This window comes from Microbacterium sp. Root1433D1 (genome assembly GCF_001426835.1).
Lineage (GTDB): Bacteria > Actinomycetota > Actinomycetes > Actinomycetales > Microbacteriaceae > Microbacterium > Microbacterium maritypicum.
In genome coordinates, this window is the sequence record NZ_LMFN01000001.1 from 1 (window position 1) to 22767 (window position 22767).

Consider the following 22767-nt stretch of genomic DNA (forward strand, 5'->3'; position numbering starts at 1 on the left):
TAGGCGACGTCGTGGGTGAAGCCGAGCTGCGCGAAATGATCCGTGAAGATCGTCTCGTGCTTGAGCACCGCATCGAAATACGACGGCATCTCCGGCAACTCACGCCAATACCGCGCCCACTCCTCCGACAAGAACATCTCACGACGAACCGCGATCCAGAACGACTGCAGATGATACGGAAGAACACCCTTACCCGTGAACGGATTCGGATCCTCCCGCGCATGATCGGTCATCCCCCAGAAGTGCGTCGCACGCTCCCCCATCCGATCGAACACCGGAGCATACGGACGCACCGGCCCGAACCACGTGTCATTCGTCAGCAGCACCTCATCGAACTCCGACAGCCGCGACCCCACATGATCCAGAGCATCCTTATGCGCCCAGATATCGAAACCGACGTTCTCCCGAACCAGGATCTCGTCCGACACCGCCTCCAGCTTGCCGCGACCCTCCTCCGACAGAGAACCGTTCACGACCACCAGCACATGAGCCGCATGCTCACGCAAACCCGCCAACGCGTACGGAACATAATCGTCCACACCACCACGCCGGTCGAACACCACATACACGACGAGCCGACGACCACCCACCGGAAAAACACCCGGCACCCGACTCACGACTGTCATGCTCCTGTGGGCCCCCGGACCTTCTCCCCCGTCTTCCAGAGCGNGCGATGTGGAGCGGCTGCCGTTCACGACCACCAGCACATGAGCCGCATGCTCACGCAAACCCGCCAACGCGTACGGAACATAATCGTCCACACCACCACGCCGGTCGAACACCACATACACGACGAGCCGACGACCACCCACCGGAAAAACACCCGGCACCCGACTCACGACTGTCATGCTCCTGTGGGCCCCCGGATCCGGTGATGATCATCGACAGGCCCGTCCCGTCGACGCGTCGCGGGCCGTCGACCATCCTAGCCCGGGGTCAGACGCGACCCTGGGCGAGTGCCTTGAGCAGATAAGCCCCGTACCCGCTCTTCACGAGCGGCTCGGCACGCTCGCGCAGTTCGTCGTCGGTCAGGAAGCCCATTCGCCAGGCGACCTCCTCAGGGCACCCGATCGACAGGCCCTGGCGCTTCTCCACCGTGCGGATGAAGTCCGTCGCCTCCGCGAGCGAGTCGAAGGTCCCGGTGTCGAGCCAGGCCGTGCCGCGCGTGAGCACCTGCACCTTGAGCTTGCCGCGGTCCAGGTACTCGCGATTGACGTCGGTGATCTCCAGCTCGCCGCGGGGTGAAGGCTTCAGTGCCTTGGCGATCTCGATCACATCGTTGTCGTAGAAGTAGAGGCCAGGAACCGCGTAGTTGCTCTTGGGCTGCGCGGGCTTCTCCTCGAGCGAGACCACTCGGCCCGCGTCGTCGAACTCCACCACGCCATACGCCGTCGCGTCGTCGACCCAGTATCCGAAGACGACGCCGCCGTCGAGCTCGGTGTACTGCCGCAGCTGCGTGCCCATCCCCTGCCCGTAGAAGATGTTGTCGCCGAGAACCAGGGCCGCGGAATCCGAGCCGATGTGCTCTTCTCCCAGGACGAAGGCCTGCGCGAGTCCGTCGGGCGAGGGCTGGGTCTTGTAGGTGATGGACACCCCGAACTTCGAGCCGTCGCCCAGCAGACGCTGGAAGGACTCCGCGTCGTGTGGCGTCGTGATCATCAGGATGTCGCGGATTCCCGCGAGGATCAGTGTCGACAGCGGGTAGTAGATCATCGGCTTGTCGTAGACCGGGACCAACTGCTTCGAGACGCCGAGAGTGATCGGGTGCAGCCGGGAGCCTGTTCCTCCGGCGAGAATAATGCCACGCATGGTGAACAGTCTCCCTGATCGGCCCCACCTGAACAAACGCCCCGAGTCTCACAGGAGGGCTCCCGCTACGCTGGGGGGCATGCAGAGACTGCTCGTCACCGGCGGCGCCGGCTTCATCGGTTCCAATTTCGTGCACCACGTCATCGAGAACACCGATGCCCATGTCACCGTGCTCGACAAGCTCACCTACGCGGGCAACAAGGCCTCTCTCGAGGGCCTCCCCAGCGACCGCCTGCGCTTCGTCGAAGGCGACATCGCCGACGCCGAACTCGTCGACGGCCTGTTCGCCGACGTCGACTCGGTCGTGCACTACGCCGCCGAATCGCACAACGACAACTCCCTGCACGATCCCCGCCCCTTCCTCGACACCAACATCATCGGCACCTACACGCTGCTCGAGGCAGCCCGCCGTCACGATCGTCGCTTCCACCACATCTCGACCGACGAGGTCTACGGAGACCTCGAGCTCGACGACCCCGAGCGGTTCACCGAGCAGACGCCCTACAACCCCTCGTCTCCTTATTCCTCCACCAAGGCCGGCAGCGATCTGCTGGTGCGCGCCTGGGTGCGTTCGTTCGGCGTGCGGGCGACGATCTCGAACTGCTCGAACAACTACGGTCCGTATCAGCACGTGGAGAAGTTCATCCCGCGCCAGATCACGAACGTCATCCGCGGCATCCGGCCCAAGCTGTACGGTGCAGGGCTGAACGTCCGCGACTGGATCCACGCGGACGACCACTCGTCTGCGGTGCTCACCATCCTCGACAAGGGCGAGATCGGCGAGACCTACCTCATCGGCGCCGACGGCGAGAAGGACAACAAGTCCGTCGTCGAACTGATCCTCACTGAGATGGGTCAGCCGGCGGACGCCTACGATCACGTCACGGATCGCGCCGGTCACGATCTGCGGTACGCGATCGATTCCACGAAGCTGCGCACGGAGCTGGGCTGGACCCCGGCCTTCGGCGACTTCGAGTCCGGACTCGCCTCCACCATCGCTTGGTATCGCGACAACGAGGCCTGGTGGGCCTCGTCCAAGGATGCCACCGAGTCGTTCTACGCCTCCAAGGGACAGTGATGACGGAGTTCGGCAGGGCACTCGCGGTCACCGAGACCGCGATACCCGGACTGCTCCTCGCGGATCTGCCGGTGCACGGCGACTCCCGCGGCTGGTTCAAGGAGAACTGGCAGCGCGAGAAGATGGTCGCGGCGGGTCTGCCCGACTTCGGACCGGTGCAGAACAACATCTCCTTCAACGACGCGATCGGTACGACGCGCGGCATCCATGCCGAGCCCTGGGACAAATGGGTCTCCGTGGCGACCGGCCGCATCTTCGGCGCATGGGTCGACCTTCGCGAGGGCCCTTCGTTCGGAACGGTGTTCACGGCGGAGATCGACCCCTCACAGGCGATCTTCGTACCCCGCGGCGTCGGCAATGCGTACCAGACGCTCGAGCCCGACACCGCCTACGTCTACCTGGTGAACGATCACTGGTCGGCCGATGCGGAGTACTCGTTCCTGAACCTGGCCGACGAGACGGCTGCCATCCAGTGGCCGATCCCGTTGTCCGAGGTCGAGATCTCCGCCAAGGACCACGCACACCCGCGTCTCGCGGATGTCACGCCGATCCCCGCCAAGAAGACGCTCATCGTCGGCGCCGGCGGTCAGCTGGGCCACGCGCTGCGCGCGCACTTCGGCGAAGCCGCCGAATACGAGTACGTGGGACGGGACGAGCTCGACCTCTCGGACGGGTCCTTCCCCTCGGCCCGCCGTTGGCGCGACTACGCGACCATCATCAACGCCGCCGCCTACACCGCGGTCGACAAGGCGGAGACCGCCGAGGGAAGAGCAGACGCCTGGGCCGCGAACGTCACCGGCGTCGCGGCTCTGGCGAAGATCGCCGTCGACAACGGCATCACGCTCGTGCACGTCTCGAGCGACTACGTGTTCGACGGCACCAAGGTCGGCGAGTACACCGAGACCGACTCCGTCCGCCCTCTCGGCGTGTACGGCCAGACCAAAGCTGCAGGCGACGCTCTCGTCTCCACCGTCCCGCGCCACTACATCATCCGCACATCCTGGGTGATCGGCGAAGGGAACAACTTCGTGCGGACCATGGCCTCGCTCGCCGAGCGCGGCATCGACCCTCGCGTCGTGGACGATCAGGTGGGTCGACTGACGTTCACCACCGATCTCGCCGCCGCGATCGCGCACCTGATCGACGGCGATGCCGAGCCCGGCGTCTACAACCTCAGCAGCACGGGAGAGCCGCAGTCCTGGGCCGACATCGCCCGCGAGGTGTTCTCGGCGGTCGGACATGACCGCTCGCGCGTCACCGGCGTCACGACCGAGGAGTACTTCGGTTCCGCCGATGCCCCGCTCGCACCCCGGCCGCGCAACAGCGTGCTCGATCTGTCGAAGATCATCGCAACGGGTTTCACGCCGCTCGACGGCGCCGCGCACCTGCGCGACTACCTTCGTCGCTGACGGACAACAGAAGAGGGCCTGGGAGATATCCCAGGCCCTCTTCTTCTGTCCCCTCGAAGGTCAGGGCACGACGACGTTCTTGCAGCCCAGGAGCGTGTGCCCGCCTGCGCCGTTGTTGATCGCGTAGACGCAGACCCCGTGGTTGCCCGGCGACATCGGCACCGTCTGGTAGAAACCGTGCTTGAGGCCCGTACCGGGGTATGCGGCCAGGACATCCGGGCGATCGAGGGCTGCGGTGTACGCGGAACCCACTCCGTCCACATAGATGTGCACGGCGATCGGATCCGTCGTGTCCGGATCGATGGCCCATCCGGCGACGATCGCGCCGCCGGCCGTCGCCTGCAGTGCCTCGTAGTTTCCGAACGGAGCCCGTCCGCGATCCTGCACGGGCGCCGTGATCGTGACGCTCTTGCAACCGAGAAGGGTGTGGCCGCCCGGCCCGGTGTTGATGGCGTAGGCACAGACGCCGGTGGTGCCGTTGGGGACGGTGAACGACTCCGAGAATCCGTGCGCGTCGCCGTATCCCGGGTTGGCTCCGCCGACGTCGGCGCGGGCCTTGTCGGCCGAGTACTCGCGTCCGACTCCCGCGACGTACAGATGCACCTTGATCGACGACGCGGTGTCAGGATCGATCGCCCATCCGCTGGCCGTGACGGTGTTGCCGCTGACCTGAAGGGCTTCGAACGAGCCGATGGGCATCCGCCCTCGCTCCTGAATCCCCGAGGTCACGTTGACCTCCTTGCAGCCGAGCAGCGTGTGCGCTCCCGGACCAGTGTTGATCCCATAGGCGCAGACGGTCGACTTGCCTGCGGGAAGCGGCACCGACTCCTCGAAACCGTGGTTCGTGCCGTAGCCGGGGTAGAGCGTGCCGACGTCGGCGCGGTTCTTGTCGGCGGTGAACTCTCGTCCGATCGATCCGACGTACAGGTGCACCTTGATCGGCGAACGGGTGTCGGGATCGACCGTCCACCCCTTGGCCACGGCCGTCGTGCCCGAGACGACGACGGAGTCGAGTGCGCCGACCGGCATCCTCCCCTGCTCGGGGATCTGCGTGTTCACGGTGACCTTCTTGCAGCCGAGCTCCGTGTTCCCGCCCGCTCCGTTGTTGATGCCGTACGCACACACGGTCGCCGACTCACCCGAGACCTTGAGCGTCTCTTCGAAGCCGTGTCCGTCCCCATAGCCCGGGTTCGCCGCGCCCACGTCAGGGCGCGACTTGTTCGCGAGGAACTCCCGCCCGACTCCCGCTTCGTAGAGGTGGACGCGTGCGGGTGCCGCCGTGTCAGGATCCAGGACCCAGCCGGTCGCGGTCACGGTCCCGGGCGCGGTGGATGTGAGCGACTCGAACGCACCGATCGGCGCCCGCCCGCGATCCTCGATCACGGTGCCGGGGTGCGTGTTCTGCGAGCAGCCCAACTCGGAGTTCGCTCCGGGGCCGACGTTGATGGCGTAGGCGCAGATGGTGTGCACTCCCGCACCGGCGGGGATCGTCGCCTTGAAGCCGTGCTTCGTTCCGTGGGGACGGTACGCGGCCGGCAGATCCGTGCGCTCCACATTCGCGGTGAAGGAGCGTCCGACCCCGCCGATGTAGAGATGGACCTCGATGGGCGACGCCGTATCGGGATCGACCGCCCACCCCGTCACCTCGAAACCGTCCTTCACGGGCTTGATGCTCTCGACCGCGCCCGCGGGAGGGCCGCTCAAGCTCGCCAAGCGCTTGCAGCCCAGGAGCACGTTGGCGCCGGGTCCCGCGTTCATGGCGTACACGCACACCGTCGAGTCGCCGGAACCTGCTGCCGGGACGCGGGCGGAGAACCCGTGTTTGTTCCCGGCCCCCGGGTAGACGGCGCCCACATCGGGACGATCCTCGTCCGCGGTGAAGGCACGTCCGACGTCGCCCACGTAGACATGGACCGAGAGCGATGCGCTCGTGTTGGGGTCGATCGCCCACCCCGACACGGCGAACTCACCCGGACGGGCTTCGATCATCTCGATATTGCCGAAGGGGTTGTTCGCGCCGCCCTGTGTGGAGCCGAACCAGTCGGTGAAGTAGTTGTAGAAGTTGCGGTTGCCGTACGCGGAGCAGCCGTCACCCTCGCCGTAGCCCGCGCGCATCGCCGCTGCATTGGGCTGGTACGGCGTGTAGTAGTAGAGGGCCGACGTCGCCTTGTTGGCGATGTAGACGGGCGAGCTGCCGCAGTTCGCGTTCGGGTTGTAGAGGATGTTCCAGGTCCGACCCGGTGCGTACCACTGGAACCACTTGCCTTCCATGTAGATCTGCATCTGGCGCGCGGCGCCGTAGATCTGATGGAAGAAGCCGATGTAGTTCGGGTCGCAAGGCGCGGTGTCAGGGCACCCCTGCCCCAGCGCGATGTTGTATCGCCACGCGCTCGGCCAGGTGTGGGTGATCAGCCCCTGCTCCTTCTGGAGCATCACGATCAGCACCTGAGGATTGATGTTGCAGGACTGCGCGACACGGTAGATGATCCGCGCCGCGGACTCGTTGGCCGCGCCGGTGTAGCCGTCGCAGTAGGCGTCGGCGGGGCGGGTCACCGACGTGATGCGGAAGTCCTTGATGCAGACGTAACCGCTCTGACAGCTCGACACCTTGCTGTTGAAGAAGGCCTGGATCTGCGCCTCGGACATCGTGCCCGCGTTCGTGAAGACCGCATCGCTGATGATATTGCCCGCCTCGAAACCTGCAAGCGTGGACTTCACCATCCCGGCCGAGACCGGGTCGACGGCTGCTTTCGCGATGCTCGCGCTGCTCGAGCCGCTCGCGGAGACGGACGCGGTGGCGGCAGTGGCGGGGACCACCGTTCCGATGACAAGGGCGGAGACAGCGAGGAAACAGGTGAGGAGTCGGGGGAACCTCATGTTGTTTCGCGAGCGTGGGGCACGTCGAGACATGTGACCAGTGTGACGGAAGTTGCGTGATGATGCCACTGTTACACGCTTTGCGCCACAACTTTTCGGCGTGTCGCCCGTATGCGCAGGTTGCTCTCAGCGAATCACAGGTCTGCGTGCAGGCCCCAGAGGCGTTCCGCAGAGCTCGCCCAGGAGAAGGCTCGCGACCGGTCGCAGGCGAGCACGCGGAGTCTGTCCGCCGCTCCACCGGTCGCCTCGGCCACCGCGTCGGCGATCGCCTCGGCGGGGACCAGCATGCCCCCGTCGGCGATGACGTCCCGATGCGACCCGCTGGAGACCGCCACGACGGGAACGCCGAGCACCATGGCCTCCACCGCGCGCCACGGCCAGCCTGCCACCGCATCCGTCGCGACATAGGCGGATGCGCCGTCTAGTACCGCTGCACGATCCTCGACGCTCAGTGCCCCCCGCACATGCGTGCGCCTCTCCGGCAGTCCTGCCGCCGCAGCGGCGTCGGCGTGACGAGGCTCCGCCCCTTCGGGCGCGTCGATGACCACCGCGTCGAGGCCGGCGGCCACCGCACCCCGGAAGCCGTCGGACAGACTCGAGACGGACCCGGTCAGAACCACGTACTCGTCGGGCAGCGAGAGAGCGCGGCGACGCTCGGACGCGTCACCGGGAGCACGGAATCCCTGAGGCGGTGCACCGGCGATCACACGGAGACGGTCGCCGATCTTCGCGAGCTCGGACAGACGCTCCGCGACGGCGTGAGAGGGCACCACGACCGCGTCGGCATGCCTGACGGCGCGTCGGAGCATACCGCGCTGCCAGGCGACGCTGCCTTTGGAGAGCGTCTCCGGCGCTTCCCATGCGCGCAGATCCCACACCGTGACCGTGGTCTGGTCGTTGTCGTGCACGCGATCGTGGCGCACGAGCGGGGCCATGAGCGTCGGCGAATGGATCAGTCCCCCGCCGACACCGGGAACGATCCCGAGCTGCCAGGCGGCAGCGAGTTCGCGGCGCCCCATGCCGAGGGTGCGGACGTCCCCGATTCCCGCCACGGGCACGGTCGCGCCCGACGGGACGATGGCATCGACCGCGCACCCGGAGGGCGCCGTCGCGACCAGTCCTGCCGCGAGTCCCACCGCGGCGTCCGCATGATCGGCATCGACGACGCTCACGAGCTGATCCAGAACAACACGCAGCCGAGCACCCATGCCCACAGGCTATCTTCGCCGTGCCGCTCCCCCACGGAACGCGCCGACCGCGCCGCCCGAATGTCAGCGTTCGCACAGTTTTCCCCCACCACCACTGCAGCGGTTCGTGCTTGAATGCTCGGGTGAGCGATGGTCGACTTCCCGTCCGGCGCCGATGGATCGGGTGGACCGTCGGTGTTCTGCTCTCCCTTCTCCTGATCGCCATCGGCTGGGTCTGCATCCGTGGGATCGGCGCGGTGAACGACCTCCAGCAGGTGGCGAAAGGCGCCTCTCAGCTGAAGTCTTCGATCGCGGCCGGAGACCTCGAGGGCGCCAAGCCGCTCGCGAAGAGCATCGCGCACAACGCGGAGTCCGCTCGCAGCCTGACGTCCGACCCCGTGTGGCACGCGTTCGGCGCCCTGCCATGGATCGGACCGAACTTCAGCGCGGTGAGCGAGATCGCCGAAATCGCCGACGACGTGTCGGCCGACGCGCTCACGCCCCTCCTCGACGTGGCGGCGGACTTCGATCTGGCGAGCCTGGGCTTCGCCGGCGGGGCGATCGATCTGGCGCCGTTCGCAGAGATCGCCGGCCCGCTCGGCACGGCCGACACAGCGCTCAGCACCGCGCAGCTGCACGCACGACGCATCGACGCCGACGCCACGCTCCCGCCGCTCGCCGACGCCATCCGCACCATGCGCTCATCCGTCACCGAGGCCGCGACGGTCGTGGGTTCGCTCCATGGCGCGGCCGTGCTGCTGCCCACCATGCTCGGCGGCGAGGGACCGCGCAACTACGTACTCGCGATGCAGAACAACGCCGAGCTGCGCTCGTCGGGCGGCATCATCGGATCCATCGCCCTGTTGCACGCCGAGGGGGGCAGGATCACCCTCCAGAGCCAGGCGTCGACGCGGGACTTCCCTCCGCTCGACACCGCGCTGCCCCTCAGCGACTCGACGATCGCGCTCTTCGAGGACCGTCCCGGCCGCTATCTGCAGAACATCACGAGCATCCCCGACTTCAGCGAGGCAGGAGCTGCCATCGCCGCCCGCTGGGAGGGTCGATTCGGTGGGACCGTCGACGGCGTCATCGCCGTGGACGCCGTCGTCGCGAAGCATCTGATCGCGGCGACCGGAGACCTCACGTTCGGCCCGTTCACGGCGTCGCCCGAGAACGTCACCGACATCCTGCTCTCAGAGATCTACGCCGCGGTTCCCGATCCCGCCGTGCAGGACGAGATCTTCGCGCAGGCCGCAGGAGCGCTCTTCGGCGCCGCGCTGTCCGGAGGAGACCCGCGCGCACTGATCGGAGCACTGGCGACGTCGGCGGAGGAGGGCCGCATCCGGATCTGGAGCGCCCATGACGACGAAGAGGCCGTGCTCGCCGGCTCTGCACTGGGGGGCACGATTCCCACCGACAGCGTCGATGCGACCTACGTGGGGGTGCTGATGAACGACACCACCGGCGGCAAGATGGACTTCTACACCCGCGCATCCATCTCGACATCGGTCGGGAGCTGCCAGGGGACCCCGACCACGCAGGTGCGGGTGACATGGACCAACACGGCCCCCGCCGACGCCGCCACCTCGTTGCCGCCCTACGTCACGGCGGACGGCTTCTACGGCGTGCCCGCAGGCACGGTGCGCACGCTGATCGCCGTGTACGGCCCCGAGGGGGCGACGCCGTCGCGCATCGACCGGGACGGCGCAGAAGAGGGCGTGCAGACGGCGATGATCGGCGACCGCTCGGCTGTGCAGCACGAGGTCTCCCTCGCGCCGGGCGAATCGACGACAGTCACGGTCGAGTTCCAGGGCACCGGTGCGGGAGAGCGACTCACGGAGGTGCGGCACACCCCGCTGATCCACACCCCCGACACGACACGGGAGCCCCTCCGATGCGCCTCGTGACATTCCCGGCTCGATAGGGTACTGTCGACTCACTGGGGAATATCTGGCGTCTGCCATCCTGCCGTGGGGGCAGGAAGACGCCACGCAGTTGGATGCAGGGGTGTGTCCAAAAGCGATTCCGCGTGAAATTTCTGGGGAGAAATCATGCTGAAGAAACTGGCTGTCATCAGCCTTGCCGCTGGCGCGCTCGTACTCGTCGCGCCCACTGTGGCCACCGCTGCGCCGACTGTACCGGCCGCGTCGTCCGACTCGTATCCGACGCCTCCCGGCGCCAAGGTCGGCGACCCGATCATCGACATCTGCGAAGTCTCGACGATCGTGTTCGGTCCGGGGTATTTCCTGGCGTCCGAGAACGTCAACGTGTCGGTGTCCGGCTACAACGCCGGCAAGGCCGCCGTCTCCGGCAACATCGCCGGCGCCGACGGAAGCCTGACCCTCACGTTCCGTCCGCCGTCCGACGGTGAGGGCTCCTACGCCGTCGCCTTCAACGGCTCGCGTTCGTACACCGCCACGATCACGGTTTCGCACGGCCACGATGCGGCCACCAGCTGCGACCACGATCCCGGGGTTGCGACCGCGGGTTCGGAGCTGCCGCTCACCGGTGGCGGCATCGAGCTGGCCCTCACCGGCGGAAGCGTGTCGCCCTGGGTCCTCGGCGGCGGAGCAGCAGCTCTGGTCGCCGGTGGAGCCCTCGTCGCGGTGGGAGCATCGCGCCGCAAGCGCGCCTAGGTCCGGCTGCCGCCTCGTGCGGTGGTCGACTGGACGACGGTGATCCCTCCCCCTCCGATCACCGTCGTCTGGTGCATCCGGTGGAATCCACCGGAAGCCCACGGTCGTTCTCCTTCGGGAGACGGCCGTGGGCTTTGTCGTTCATGGCGTCGGCACAGAGGGGCGCGCATGGGGTGCCGAGCGGGTAGCTCGACCTCACGCGGGCGTGATCACGGCTCGGGCGTCGACGTCTCCGTCGGCGGATGCAGCTTCTGCTGGATCAAGTCGTGGATGAAGGCGTAGTCGGGCTGGTGCTCGTCCACTCCGGTGTCGGGGGTGAGCTCGATCGACGTGACCGGCTGCTCCTTCGCCTTGAGCATCAGGTCGAAGAACTCCGGCAGTTTGTCCGACGGGAGATCCGTGCTGATCAGGGCCGTGCCGGCCGCTGCAACCTCGTTGAATCGGGTGAGGACGGTCTGAGGCGTGAACTGGGCGAGGATGGCGGCCTGCAGCTCCCGCTGACGCTTCATCCGGTCCCAGTCACTGGTCGTGTAGCGCGAGCGGGCGTACCACTGCGCCGTGTCGCCGTCCATGCGCTGCGTTCCCGGTTCGATCCAGCCGATGGCCCACTCGTTCACGTCGGTGCCCGTCCACCCCTCGGGCGGACCACCCTTGGGCAGCCGCTCCGTGACGTCGATCTCGACACCACCCAGTGCATCGACGAGCTCAGCGAAGCCGTGCATGTCGACGAACACGTAGTACGGGATCTCGATCCCGAGTACGCCTTCGGCCGCATCCTTCGTCGCCTCGATACCCGGTTCCGACCCGTTGGCCACGGCGTCGGGGTAGAGACCGGCGCCGGCGTCTTCCCGGCAGACCTCGGCGGCGTTGCGCACGTGGTTCATCCATCCGTTCCAGCCGCAGGTAGAGGAGCCGTGGCCCTCGAACCCCTCCGGATACAGCCCCTGCATCGGGCTGCCGTCGCTGAACGGCGCGTTGGGGAGCTCTCGGGGGATGCCGGTGATCGTCACGGCACCGGTGTCGGCGTTCACCGAGACCACCGAGATGCTGTCGAACCTCATGGAGTCGCGGCCGTCGCCGCTGTCGGCTCCGAGGAGGAGGATGTTGTAGTAGCCGTCGCTGGGCTGCACACTGGGACCGCTCTGTCCGAAGATCGAGCCGATGGTGTTGCGCACCGATCCGACGGCGGTGGCTGCGTATCCCGCCCCGCCGCCGACGAGTCCCAGCAGCACCAGCGCCACGACGGGGATGGCGAGTCGGGAGACTCCTGGCACCTTCACAAGGCGCACCAGGCGCAGAGTGTCGAACGTGAGCACCACCCAGAGCACGACGTATCCCACCAGCAGCACCTGAACGATCGTCAGCACGGCGGCCGAGAAGAAACCGCCGCCGATCGTGAGCCACAGCAGGACAGGGCGTGCGAAGAGCGCGAGTCCGAGAGCGACGATCGCGAGGACCCAGGAGACCAGTGTGGCGCCGAGCCCGAAACGGCCGAGGCGGCGGTTGCCGGCGAGGACCTGGGCGGAACCCGGCACCAGAAGGTTCACGGCGACCAGCCACCACCCGCGTTTGGTCATCATCCCCGAATCGGCGGAGTCCGGGTGCCGCAGCGGCCGGGTCTCGATCAGCGGGCGCCGTGTTGCGCGCGGAGGCGCAAGAGTCACAGGGAGGCCTTCAGCCGTTCGTTCTTCTCCTCGACCTGCGCCTCGAGATCGCGCGCGTACTCCTCGACGCGGTCAGCGAGAGCGGCGTCGGCCGTTCCGAGGATCCGTGCGGCGAGCAGACCCGCATTGCGAGCGCCGCCGATGGAGACCGTCGCGACCGGGATGCCGGCGGGCATCTGCACGATGGACAGCAGGGAGTCCATGCCGTCGAGATACGCGAGAGGCACAGGGACACCCACCACGGGGAGCGGAGTCATCGAGGCGAGCATTCCCGGAAGGTGGGCTGCTCCCCCGGCGCCGGCGATGATGACGCGGATGCCGCGCGAGCGCGCTTCTCGCGCATACGACATGAGCTTGTCCGGGGTGCGGTGTGCGGATACCACCTCGACCTCGTGCGGGATGCCGAAGTCCGTGAGCGCCTGGGACGCGTCGCTCATCACACGCCAGTCGGAGTCGGATCCCATCACGACGCCGACCAGAGGCTCGGCGGAAGAGTGCAGTGGCTCGGTCACCAGATCAGGGTACGGTCTGCCGCTGTGAGATTCCCCGAACGGCACGCCTCTTGCCCCGCATGTGTCGGCGAAGAGGCGATGCGGGCTGCGGATCAGTCGAAGTGTGCGGCGACGGCCCTGGCGACGTAGACCGCGTCGTCGAGGTCGTCGTCGGCGACATTCACGTGTCCGACCTTGCGGCCCGGTCTCGGCGCCTTCCCGTAGGTGTGGATCTTCGCCTGCGGGTGCTCGGCCATCGCCGCGCCGAAACGCTCGTCGAGCGTCCCCTCGACGGGTCCGCCGAGGATGTTGACCATCACGGACCACGCGGCTCGCGGCGTGGTGCTCCCGAGAGGAAGATCGGCGACGGCACGCAGGTGCTGTTCGAACTGGCCGGTGACGGCGCCGTCCTGGCTCCAGTGCCCGCTGTTGTGCGGCCGCATGGCGAGCTCGTTCACGAGGATGCGCTCGTCGTCGGTCTCGAACAGCTCGACCGCGAGCATCCCGGTCACGCCGAGCCCTTCGGCGATGGTGCGGCCGATCGCCTCCGCGACCTCGGTCAGGCGCTCGGCGGCGGCGGGGGCCGGAGCGATGACCTCGGCGCACACGCCGTCACGCTGAACGGTCTCCACCACGGGATAGGCGACGATCTCACCGCCCGCTCGACGGGCGACCTGCTGCGCGAGCTCGCGCACGAACGGGACGAGCTCCTCGACGAGAAGCGCCTCCCCCTCGGCGAGCGCTTCCAGCCAGTCCTGCGCGTCCCGTGCTGCACGGACGACGCGCACGCCCTTGCCGTCGTAGCCTCCGCGCGGAGTCTTCACCACTCCTGCTCCTGCGTGCTCGTCGAGGAACGCCTGCAGCTCGGTCGTGGTGCGCACAGCCGCCCAGTCGGGCTGGGGCACTCCGAGTTCCGCGAGACGCGCGCGCATCACGAGCTTGTCCTGCGCGTACTGGAGGGCGTCCGGCCCCGGGTGCACGACGACGCCGTCTTCGACGAGCTGACGGAGAACGTCCTGCGGCACGTGCTCGTGGTCGAAGGTCACGACATCGACGTCGGCCGCGAAGGCGCGCACGGTCTCCAGATCCCGGTAGTCGCCGACCGCGGTGGCCGCGAGTCCGGCGGACATCCCTTCACCCTCGGCGAGCACTCGCAGTTCGAGTCCGAGTTCGACCGCCGGAGCGATCATCATCCGGGCCAGCTGTCCTCCGCCGATCACGCCAACACGCAGCGCCATGTGCCGCCTCCATTCGTCTGCCCCCATTCTCCCGCACCGATGCGGGCATGCACGACAGATTGCGGATCGGCGGCACGGATGACCGCGCTCGGCCGCCTGAACGCCGCCGGATTCAGTCGCCGACGGCCTGCGCGTCGCGGTGCGCGAGAATCTGCCCGACCTCGATCTGGTCGGCGAGGGTCTCATGCACGAGGGTCACGTTCGGGACGTTCGCCAACCGCAGCGGCGTGTCGACGCCGTTCGACAGCGTGATCGTGCCCGAGCCCCACAGCCGCTGCAGCGGACCGCGGCGAACGGCGATGGTGTAGCCCCGGGCATGGGACATCTCGTGACGCCGACGGGAACCGATTCCCTGGCGGGCGATGACCCTCCTGGTCGTGACGGTGGTGCTCCGCGAGTACCAGATGACGAACGGCAGCACGGCGGCCAGCAGCACCAGAGCCCCGGCGGCGGTGAGGAGCATCCAGTCCTCGATACCCTCCGGCAGATTGCCGAAGAAGTACCCCGTCGCCCCGAAAGTCGCGATGAGCACGAGTGCCGACCAGAACAGGCGACGTGCGTGGCTCCGGAAGCGCGCGATCAGCAGCTCCTCCGAAGGCGTACCGGGCGGCGGCATCAGGGGCCTCCCGCCGAGCGTCACAGGCTGGGTCACCCCACCATTGTGCCCGTGATCTGCGACAAAGCCGTTTGTGCGGCGGCGTGTCAGGTTCCGGCCGGCCGCACGTGCACGACGTCGCCGGCGGAGATCGGGTACTCCCGACCATCCGATTCGACCAGAAGACGGCCCTCCGCATCGATCGCCGTGGCCACCCCGTCGAGGGAGCGGCCGGCCGGCAGAGACACGCTGACCCTCAGCCCGAGCGTCGCGCAGCGGGCGGACACGACACCGTGCAGGCCGCTCACGACGGCGTCCCCAGAGGCGGTCAGCGCCGACAGGTGCCCGTCGAGCTTCTCGAGGTAGGCAGACAGCAAACGGTCCTCGTCCACGACGACGCCGAGGGATGCGAACGACGTCGCCGTCGGCACAGGGAGCTGCTCGATCGTCATGGCCGTGTTGACGCCCGCCCCGACGATCACCGCCGCCGTCGTCGCCTCCGCGAGGATGCCGCAGATCTTCCGCCCGTCGACGAGAACATCATTCGGCCACTTCACGGCGACGTCATGTCCGACGAGCTGCTCGGCGATCGCCTCCGTCATCGCCGCACCAGCGGCGAGCGGGATCCATCCCCGCGCGGCCGGATCGGCCGGAATCGTGCGCAGCAGCACCGAGATCGCGAGAGCGGAATCCGCCGGCGCGACCCACGTGCGATCGAGGCGACCACGTCCGGCCGTCTGGTTGCGCGTGACCAGGGTCGCCAGGTGCGGCCAGCCCTCGGCGTCAGCCGCTTTCGCCCGCAGGTCGGCATTCGTCGAACCGGTGTCCGCCACCAGCTCGAGGCGAGGCACGATCGCGCTCGCGAGCGGGAAGTCCATCCTCAGGCGTCCTCGTCGTCTGTTTCTTCGTCGTCGTCGTCCTCGTCTTCGCGGACGGTTCCGACCTCATGCGCCTGCCAACGCTCCCACTCCTGCATGAGGCGCTCGACCGCGGCATGGAACTTCGCGGTCGCCACCCCCTGCGTGGTGTCGCCGAAGTAGTGCTGGACCCACATCCGCAGCCGGGCGATCGCAGCCTCATCGGCTCGGACCCGATCGACCTCGGCGACGATGTCGACCGCAGCCTCCGCGGTCAGCCATTCGCAATCCGACAGGTAGCCCTGCGTGTCGATCGATGCCTGCTCGTCCGTCGGACGCGTGATCATCAGCGGCTTTCCGGCGGCGAGCCGGTCGTAGACCATGGCGGAGATGTCGACGATGGCGACGTCGGCCGCGGTGAGCTGCCAGCCCAACTCCGGAGCCGCGTCGTAGACATGGTGAGCGGTCGCGTCCGCGGCATTCGCCGCTTCGATCGCGGCCACGATCCGTCGATGCGCGGCGCCGTACGCCTCATCGACCACGCCACTGCGGGGATGGGGGCGGTAGATCACACGGTGGGCACCGGTCGCCAGCAGCCGGCTCACGAGCTCCTCGCCGTGCGAAGCGATCGAACCGTAGTGGGCGCTGGGACGGTCGCCTTCCCAGGTCGGCGCATAGAGCACGACGGTCCGCTCATCGGGCGTGTACGGAAGCGTTCCGGAGTAGTGATCGGCCTGCGGGCGCCCGATCTCGATCGTGCGGTGGTTCACGTCGTAATCCCACAGCGTGCGCGAGAGACGATCCCGAGCGGCCTGTCCGGCGACGAAGGCGTAGTCGTAGGCCTTGTACTGGTTCGTCGTCATGTACATCTTGTCGGACTCGCCGTGATTGATGAACACATGCCAGCGCCGCCCGTACCGGAACATCTGGAAGTTCCTGGTGTTCTGGTTGACGTACAGCACGATGCGGATGTCCTGGGTGGCGATGAACCGCTCCAGATCGCGCACCTTCGGGACGAACACCACCGGAGGGGCGTCTTCTTCGAGGAGCTTCTCGGTCCCGGTGGCCTGCCGGGAGAGCACGACGACGGGCCAGCGCTTCGCGAGCTCGGCGAGCGGGCGGTACCACTGACGCATCTGGTACATGTTCACGGCACCGTCGGCGAAGTAGACCGCGACCTTGAAGTGGTCGGTCGGAAACGGCTCGCGCTCGGCGAGCCGGCGTCGCACGCGCTGCACCGCGGTGCGAGACGCGAGCGCCCGCTTCAGCAGACGGTATGCCTTCTTCGCGTCAGACAGTGCACCCATCCCTCCAGAATAGTTCGTCCGCGTCCGATCCTCCCGCCGCAGCCCGTCCAGCGGACTGCGGACGCCCTGCCGCGCCCTCGATCAGGGAACGTGCGTGGACACCGTGCCATGATCATCATGTGCGCGCCGACGAATTCTCCGCCCCCCTGCCCGGGGTGTCCTTCGTGATGCCGGTGCTCAACGAACGCGCGTACCTCGAGCACGCGATCGCCTCGGTGCTCGCTCAGGATGTCGATGTCCCCACCGAGCTCGTGCTCGCGCTGGGCCCGTCGACGGATGGCACGACCGAGCTCGCCCGACGACTCGCGGCGACGGACGACCGCATCCGGCTGGTGGACAACCCTGCGGCGCACATCCCGGTGGGACTGAACGCCGCGATCCGGGCAAGCCGCTACGGCACGATCGTGCGCGTCGACGCGCACTCCGAACTCTCCCCCGGTTACGCCGCCCTGGCGTTGCAGACTCTGGAGCGCACCGGATCGGCGAACGTCGGCGGCGTGATGCACGCCGAGGGGCGCACGCCCTTCCAGAAGGCGGTCGCTCGTCTGTACAACTCCCCTGTCGGGCTCGGCGGAGGCGCCTATCACGGGAGTTCGCAGGAGGGCGAGGCGGAGTCGGCGTACCTCGGCGTGATGCGGCGCGACGTTCTCGATGAGGTCGGGCTGTTCGACGAGTCGATCCGACGTGGCGAGGACTGGGAGCTCAACCTACGGATCCGACAGGCCGGCCACAAGGTGTGGTTCGACCCCGATCTGTCGGTCACCTACTGGCCGCGGGAGAGCTGGCTGCGACTGGCTCGGCAGTTCCGCGCGACGGGCGCCTGGCGCGGTGAGCTCGTGCGTCGGTTCGGTCGCCGCAACGGGATCCGCTATTTCGCCCCGCCCGCGCTCGTGGTGGTCGTGGCCCTCGCCGTGGTCATCGGTGTCCTGCAGCTGACAGGGGTGCTCAGCGGAGCGGCGTCTCTGATCGCATCGATCCTCGTCTACGTGCCGCTCGCGCTGTATCTGCTGCTCGTGATCGGTGTGGCGCTCGCGCCCGGCGGAGGGGGCGTGCGCCAGCGGATGTGGACGCTCCTGGTGCTGCCGACGATGCACATCTCCTGGGGCCTGGGCTTCCTGGGTGGTGTGCTGCGCGGCGCCCGCGACACCGTCGACGCCTCGCGCCTCGGCACCCGGAACACACCTCTCCCCTGACGCGGCCGGGCGGGCTCAGGGCGTGACGAACCCCAGATCGAGGATGCGGTCGACCACACGCTGCGCGGCATGACCGTCGTCGCGGGAGTTGAACTGCTTCCGCCAGGCCGCATAGCGATCCGCGTACGCGGCCACGTGGCCCGCGTCGTCCAGAGCGGCCGCGAGCTCCTCCTGAGTGCGCACGAGCGGACCGGGTGCGCGCTCCGCGAGGTCGAAGTAGAACCCGCGCAGCTGTCCGCGATAATGATCGATGTCGGGCACCAGGAAGTACATCGGCTTTCCGGTGACGCTGAAGTCGAACATCACCGAGGAGTAGTCGGTGATCAGGGCGTCTGCCGCCAGAAGCAGCCGTGCCGTCTCGGGGTACCCGGTCACATCGATGACACGTGCACCCGCGCGATCGCGTCCCTGTTCCAGAGTGCGGGAGTGACCGCGCACGAGGACCACGGCGTTCGCCTGCTGCGCCAGAAGCTCCGCATCGACGAAGTCGACCATCTCGGCACGGTCATCGCGCCAGGTCGGTGCGTACAGGAGCACGCGCTCCTCGGGCCCGATGCCCAACGCTGCGCGGACCTCGGCAGGGTCGCCGTTGGTGAGCGCATCGTTGCGGGGGTATCCCTCCACCCAGATCGGCCGCCCGAGGAAGGCGTACGCCTTGCGCAGGATGCGCTCGGAATAGGTGTTCTGGGCCAACAGGACGTCCCAGCGCCGGGATTCCTTCACGACCGCGGCCATCCGTCGCGGATCGAAGCCGGGACGGTGCAGGGCGAGCCGCTTGAGCGGTGTGCCGTGCCAGGTCTGGAGCACCTTCTGCCCCGGCTTGCGGGCGAATCGTCGACGCAGCCAGTCGTTGACCACCAGCAGCCGTGCGGCTCCGCGGGCGTGCCACCACTGGGGGCTGCCCTCGACGACGGCGATCGCCCCCTCCGGCACCTCGACCGAGAGGTCGACGACGCTCCAGTAGCGTCGCACCTCGGGTGCGCGCGCTGCGAGCTCGCGATCGATGGCCCGCGGGTTGCATCCGACGCTTCGTCCGTAGAAGCTCTCGAAGAACACGGCGTTCTCTGTGCCGCCCGCCTGAGCGACGTACCGTTCCTCGAGGGTCGAGCGCCCCTCAGCGGTCTCGTACACCGGATCCACCGGCGCGGCGATGCGGACGGTACCGGCATTCAACGCTATCCGAACCCCGGTGAGCACGGTAGGAGCGAGTCGCACATCATCGAGATCGACATCGGCGATCCGCAGCTCGTACGTCCCCGTCGGCAGGGGAAGCGAAGGGCCGCCCCAACGGGAGGCCTGCAACGGGAACGTCGCCTTCCAGGTCTTGCCGCCCCAGGTGACACGAGCCTCGACGTGCGCTCGTGGTCCGACCAGGTCGGCCGTTTCCGGTCGCTGACCGGTCCCTTCGATGATCAGGGCCTCCGCCGCGTCATCGATGCGGGCCGTTGTCATGCTGCTCCCTTCGGCGCGGGAATCCCCCGCGCGCGGATGACCTGGTACACGCGCTCGGTGTTGCGCCCGTCCCGATATGCGTGCATCTCCGCGCTGAGCGTAGCGGAACGCTCGGACGCCGCGTCGTGGGCGGCGGTGTCTTCGAGGAGCGCTTCGAGCTGTGCCAGGAGCTCCGCCCAGTCGGTGGCCGCGTCGGGGCCTGCGACGTCGTCGTACCGGCCGTAGAAGCCACGAGTGCGGGCGTACTCCTCAGCATCCGGAGCCAGGAACAGCACGGGCATGCGCAGCAGACCGACGTCGTATGCGAGCGAGGAGTAGTCGGTGACGAGCACGTCGAACGCGGCGAGCGCCGGCGTCACGTCGGGAAGCATCGCAGCGCCGAGCGCGTGCACCCTGCGGCTCGGAAGCGGGGGCGCATATCCGCCCTCTCCCAGGGGATGAGAGCGCACGAACAGGACGGCGTCGTGCTCTTCGAGGACCCGGACGATGCGGATCCACTCCTCAGCGGTGGGAACGGCGGGGTCGGGAGCCCCATCACGCCAGGTCGGCGCGTAGAGGATGGTGCGCGCGGTATCGGGAACCTCCCCCACGACGCTGCGAAGCAGAGCGGATGCCGCGGACCTCACGTGTTCCGCCGATCCTGCCGAGAGCACGTCGACGCGAGGTTCCCCTGTGACCACCACACGGTCATCACCCAGGCCGAACGCGGACTCCAAGCGCCCCCGTGCGCGGTGCGAAGCGGCCGGGAGCACGCGGATGCGCTGGGCTGCGGCGCGGTAGAGGATACCGACCGCGCGACGCAACAGCGCCGCCGCGGGAACATTCGGAACCTGGGTCGTCGCCGGAGAATCCAGCCCGATCCGCTTCAGCGGGATCCCGTGCCAGAGCTGGACCACGAAAGCGCCGCCGTTCGCGTAGCGGTTCACGTCGCCGAGTCCGTGGGTGACCACGAGCACCCCCGCCCGAGCGGTCGTCCACCATCCGCGCAGTCCGCTCTTGCGCACGGTGCGGATACCGAGGGCGGCAGCGTCCCGATCCTCGCGCTCCGACGCCGTGAGCCAGACGGTGTCGTGGCCCGCCTCGGACGCGTAGCGCTGGAGTGCGAGAGCGCCGTCGCCCACTCCGGCACCGCAGCCGAAGACCCAGCGCCGGCCGCGCGGAAGGAGGAGGGTGCCGATGCGTCCGACGGCATACAACGGGATCCGGAGGAGCTTGGCCGCATTGCCGGTGCCGAAAGAGAAGGACGCCACTCCGCGAGCCTATCGCGGCGGTGGCGTCCTTCCCTGTGCGTGGTGGGGTCAGCCGGCGAGTTCGCCGAGCGTCACCTCGATGTCGTACTCCTTGCCGCCGCGCACGTAGGTGACCTTGGCATCGCTGCCGGCCGCCGCCGCGCGCACCTGCGCGGTGAGATCGCTCGCGCTGGTGATCGGGACGCCGTTGAACCTGGTGACGATGTCGCCCTCCTGGATACCCGCAGCTGCGGCGGCGCCGCCGTCGGTCGCCTTGGCGATGTACGCCCCGGAGACGGTAGCGCCCTGCACGCTCGAGGCATCCTGGACGGACGCGCCGAGCAGGCCGTGCGTCGCCGCACCGTCGGCGATGATCTCGTCCGACACCCGCTTGGCGATGTTCGACGGGATGGCGAACCCGATACCGATCGACCCCGACTCTTCGGAGCTTCCCGAACTCGCGATGGCCACGTTGATGCCGATCAGCTCGCCCTTGCTGTTCACGAGCGCGCCGCCGGAGTTGCCGTGGTTGATCGCGGCGTCCGTCTGGATCACGGCGATCGAGATGGAGTCCGAGGTCTGCGGCGTGCCGCTTCCGGGGATGTCGAACTGGAACGGCCCCTGGCCCTGACCCTGATCCGGCGTCTGCTGCTGGTCCGGGGCGTCCTCGGAGGAGGAGTCGGGCAGGGCGGACGAGGCGATCTGGATGCTGCGGTTCAACGCACTCACGATGCCGGTGGTGACGGAGTTCGCGAGCCCGAGAGGAGCGCCGAGCGCCACAGCGGTGTCGCCGACGTTGAGCTTCGAGGAATCGGCGAAGTCCATCGGGGTCAGCCCCTTGGCGTCCTTCAGCTTGATCACGGCGAGGTCGTAGATCGGGTCTGTCCCGACCACGGTCGCCTCGAAGATGCGCCCGTCCGATGTGGTCACGCGGATCGTCGGATCGGCGACCGCGCCGCCGAGGGTCACGACGTGCGTGTTGGTGAGCACGTAGCCGTCATCGCTGATGATGACACCGGATCCGCTGCCTCCCTGATCGGCGCCCGCCACCTCGATGGTGACGACGGACGGGAGTGCGGCCGTCGCGACCGCTGTGGTCTCGTTGACCGATCCGGGGTTGTTCACCGTCACCGTCTGCGGACCGGAGGCCGTGCCGGAGGACGGGCGGTCCTGGAGGCCGTTCAGCAGCGCACCGCCGCCGAACCCGGCGACGCCGCCGACCAGAGCGGCCGCGACGATGAAGGCGGCGAACTTCGCGCCCCCACGAGGCTTCTGCTCCTTGGTCTTCGCGCCATCGCCCTGCGTGCCGTACGCGGCGCCGCCGTCGAGCGGCTGCGTGGGCTGGGTGTAGGACGCCGCGGTGGGGATGCCGAAGGCGGCTCCCTGCGCGGTGGCTGCGCCCGGCGCGCCGGCGGCAGATGCTGCGTAGCCGTGAGGGACCGGAGCGATCACGGGCGCGGCCGGGGCCTGCGAGGTGAACGTCGACGGCATCTGATGCCCCTGCATAGGGGCGGCAGCGGCCGGCGCGTTGGGCGCCGGGGCGGCAGCGGCCGGCGCGTTGGGCGCCGGGGCGGCAGCGGCCGGCGCGGTCGTGTCAGCGGCGGCATCCGTCACCGGCTGAGCGGCGATCTGTGCGGCCTCGGTGGACGGCGTGGCGTCGTTCGACGCGGATGCCGACTGGTCCTGGGGGTTGTCTTCGTTCATGGTGTGTGCTCCTTCGACGACCATTTCAGAATGACGCCTGT

At 68.2% G+C, this 22767-nt stretch carries 18 protein-coding genes; 5 read left to right on the top strand and 13 right to left on the bottom strand.

The features are described from left to right. Window positions 1-626, bottom strand: a 626-nt coding sequence (locus tag ASD13_RS00005) for a rhamnan synthesis F family protein (protein ID WP_431694081.1), incomplete at its 3' end; no start/stop codon positions are given. Window positions 627-936: 310 nt separating this feature from the next. Continuing rightward, window positions 937-1809 carry a glucose-1-phosphate thymidylyltransferase RfbA gene (gene rfbA / locus ASD13_RS00010; protein WP_055864306.1) on the bottom strand — a complete coding sequence of 291 codons (873 nt, stop codon included), beginning with the start codon at window positions 1807-1809 and terminating at the stop codon, window positions 937-939. Window positions 1810-1888: 79 nt separating this feature from the next. Here rfbA and rfbB point away from each other — a divergent pair, with 79 nt between their 5' ends. Together rfbB and ASD13_RS00020 are read left to right on the top strand one after the other, a co-directional pair. Continuing rightward, a complete protein-coding gene (gene rfbB, locus ASD13_RS00015; protein WP_055864309.1) occupies window positions 1889-2887 on the top strand; it encodes a dTDP-glucose 4,6-dehydratase in 999 nt (332 codons plus the stop codon). Next, window positions 2887-4296 carry a sugar nucleotide-binding protein gene (locus tag ASD13_RS00020; protein ID WP_055866722.1) on the top strand — a complete coding sequence of 470 codons (1410 nt, stop codon included), beginning with the start codon at window positions 2887-2889 and terminating at the stop codon, window positions 4294-4296. The genes rfbB and ASD13_RS00020 overlap by 1 nt, the downstream gene beginning before the upstream one ends. A 60-nt stretch (window positions 4297-4356) precedes the next feature. Here the strand turns inward: ASD13_RS00020 and ASD13_RS00025 are convergent, their stop codons facing one another. Beyond that, a complete protein-coding gene (locus ASD13_RS00025; RefSeq protein ID WP_055864312.1) occupies window positions 4357-7173 on the bottom strand; it encodes a hypothetical protein in 2817 nt (938 codons plus the stop codon). Window positions 7174-7307: 134 nt separating this feature from the next. Further along, the gene (locus tag ASD13_RS00030) at window positions 7308-8381 is read right to left on the bottom strand and encodes a glycosyltransferase (protein ID WP_055864315.1); all 1074 of its coding nucleotides are present in this window, start codon (window positions 8379-8381) and stop codon (window positions 7308-7310) included. A 122-nt stretch (window positions 8382-8503) separates the two neighbouring features. Here ASD13_RS00030 and ASD13_RS00035 point away from each other — a divergent pair, with 122 nt between their 5' ends. Then, entirely contained in the window at window positions 8504-10267 is a 1764-nt protein-coding gene (locus ASD13_RS00035; RefSeq protein ID WP_055864318.1) for a DUF4012 domain-containing protein, read from the top strand. A 144-nt stretch (window positions 10268-10411) separates the two neighbouring features. Next, window positions 10412-10996 carry a hypothetical protein gene (locus tag ASD13_RS00040; RefSeq protein WP_055864321.1) on the top strand — a complete coding sequence of 195 codons (585 nt, stop codon included), beginning with the start codon at window positions 10412-10414 and terminating at the stop codon, window positions 10994-10996. A gap of 209 nt (window positions 10997-11205) precedes the next feature. On the opposite strand, the gene ASD13_RS00045 is transcribed toward ASD13_RS00040, so the two are convergent. The 6 genes from ASD13_RS00045 to ASD13_RS00070 form a co-directional block, all read right to left on the bottom strand. Next, entirely contained in the window at window positions 11206-12576 is a 1371-nt protein-coding gene (locus tag ASD13_RS00045) for an LCP family glycopolymer transferase (RefSeq protein ID WP_235562433.1), read from the bottom strand. An 80-nt stretch (window positions 12577-12656) separates the two neighbouring features. Further along, window positions 12657-13124 (bottom strand): 5-(carboxyamino)imidazole ribonucleotide mutase, encoded by a 468-nt coding sequence (gene purE, locus ASD13_RS00050; protein ID WP_055866727.1) that lies wholly within the window; start codon window positions 13122-13124, stop codon window positions 12657-12659. A 140-nt stretch (window positions 13125-13264) separates the two neighbouring features. After that, window positions 13265-14389, bottom strand: coding sequence for a 5-(carboxyamino)imidazole ribonucleotide synthase (locus tag ASD13_RS00055; protein WP_055864326.1), 1125 nt, complete (start codon window positions 14387-14389; stop codon window positions 13265-13267). A 112-nt stretch (window positions 14390-14501) separates the two neighbouring features. Further along, the gene (locus ASD13_RS00060; protein ID WP_082531354.1) at window positions 14502-15005 is read right to left on the bottom strand and encodes a PH domain-containing protein; all 504 of its coding nucleotides are present in this window, start codon (window positions 15003-15005) and stop codon (window positions 14502-14504) included. 86 nt (window positions 15006-15091) lie between these two features. After that, a complete protein-coding gene (locus ASD13_RS00065; RefSeq protein ID WP_055864332.1) occupies window positions 15092-15862 on the bottom strand; it encodes a biotin--[acetyl-CoA-carboxylase] ligase in 771 nt (256 codons plus the stop codon). 2 nt (window positions 15863-15864) lie between these two features. Further along, window positions 15865-17148: a CDP-glycerol glycerophosphotransferase family protein gene (locus tag ASD13_RS00070; protein WP_055864335.1), complete on the bottom strand. Its 1284-nt coding sequence runs from the start codon at window positions 17146-17148 to the stop codon at window positions 15865-15867. Between the two features lie 119 nt (window positions 17149-17267). On the opposite strand from ASD13_RS00070, the gene ASD13_RS00075 reads away from it, so the two are divergent. Then, the gene (locus ASD13_RS00075) at window positions 17268-18341 is read left to right on the top strand and encodes a glycosyltransferase family 2 protein (protein ID WP_268776177.1); all 1074 of its coding nucleotides are present in this window, start codon (window positions 17268-17270) and stop codon (window positions 18339-18341) included. Window positions 18342-18356: 15 nt separating this feature from the next. On the opposite strand, the gene ASD13_RS00080 is transcribed toward ASD13_RS00075, so the two are convergent. The 3 genes from ASD13_RS00080 to ASD13_RS00090 are packed head-to-tail and all read right to left on the bottom strand — an operon-like array spanning window position 18357 to window position 22726. After that, window positions 18357-19793 (bottom strand): CDP-glycerol glycerophosphotransferase family protein, encoded by a 1437-nt coding sequence (locus tag ASD13_RS00080; RefSeq protein ID WP_055864338.1) that lies wholly within the window; start codon window positions 19791-19793, stop codon window positions 18357-18359. Further along, window positions 19790-21043 (bottom strand): CDP-glycerol glycerophosphotransferase family protein, encoded by a 1254-nt coding sequence (locus ASD13_RS00085; RefSeq protein WP_055864340.1) that lies wholly within the window; start codon window positions 21041-21043, stop codon window positions 19790-19792. The genes ASD13_RS00080 and ASD13_RS00085 overlap by 4 nt, the downstream gene beginning before the upstream one ends. A gap of 48 nt (window positions 21044-21091) precedes the next feature. After that, a complete protein-coding gene (locus ASD13_RS00090; RefSeq protein ID WP_055866733.1) occupies window positions 21092-22726 on the bottom strand; it encodes a S1C family serine protease in 1635 nt (544 codons plus the stop codon). Window positions 22727-22767: the final 41 nt, after the last annotated feature.

Bases quoted from the DNA above. Each gene is read 5' to 3' on its own strand.
- ASD13_RS00090 (WP_055866733.1), bottom strand. From the start codon at position 22,726: ATGAACGAAGACAACCCCCAGGACCAGTCGGCATCCGCGTCGAACGAC.
- ASD13_RS00045 (WP_235562433.1), bottom strand. From the start codon at position 12,576: ATGATGACCAAACGCGGGTGGTGGCTGGTCGCCGTGAACCTTCTGGTG.
- ASD13_RS00070 (WP_055864335.1), bottom strand. From the start codon at position 17,148: ATGGGTGCACTGTCTGACGCGAAGAAGGCATACCGTCTGCTGAAGCGG.
- ASD13_RS00020 (WP_055866722.1), top strand. From the start codon at position 2,887: ATGACGGAGTTCGGCAGGGCACTCGCGGTCACCGAGACCGCGATACCC.
- ASD13_RS00055 (WP_055864326.1), bottom strand. From the start codon at position 14,389: ATGGCGCTGCGTGTTGGCGTGATCGGCGGAGGACAGCTGGCCCGGATG.
- ASD13_RS00060 (WP_082531354.1), bottom strand. From the start codon at position 15,005: ATGCCGCCGCCCGGTACGCCTTCGGAGGAGCTGCTGATCGCGCGCTTC.
- purE (WP_055866727.1), bottom strand. From the start codon at position 13,124: ATGGGATCCGACTCCGACTGGCGTGTGATGAGCGACGCGTCCCAGGCG.
- ASD13_RS00030 (WP_055864315.1), bottom strand. From the start codon at position 8,381: ATGGGTGCTCGGCTGCGTGTTGTTCTGGATCAGCTCGTGAGCGTCGTC.
- rfbA (WP_055864306.1), bottom strand. From the start codon at position 1,809: ATGCGTGGCATTATTCTCGCCGGAGGAACAGGCTCCCGGCTGCACCCG.
- ASD13_RS00080 (WP_055864338.1), bottom strand. From the start codon at position 19,793: ATGACAACGGCCCGCATCGATGACGCGGCGGAGGCCCTGATCATCGAA.
- ASD13_RS00040 (WP_055864321.1), top strand. From the start codon at position 10,412: ATGCTGAAGAAACTGGCTGTCATCAGCCTTGCCGCTGGCGCGCTCGTA.
- rfbB (WP_055864309.1), top strand. From the start codon at position 1,889: ATGCAGAGACTGCTCGTCACCGGCGGCGCCGGCTTCATCGGTTCCAAT.
- ASD13_RS00025 (WP_055864312.1), bottom strand. From the start codon at position 7,173: ATGAGGTTCCCCCGACTCCTCACCTGTTTCCTCGCTGTCTCCGCCCTT.
- ASD13_RS00065 (WP_055864332.1), bottom strand. From the start codon at position 15,862: ATGGACTTCCCGCTCGCGAGCGCGATCGTGCCTCGCCTCGAGCTGGTG.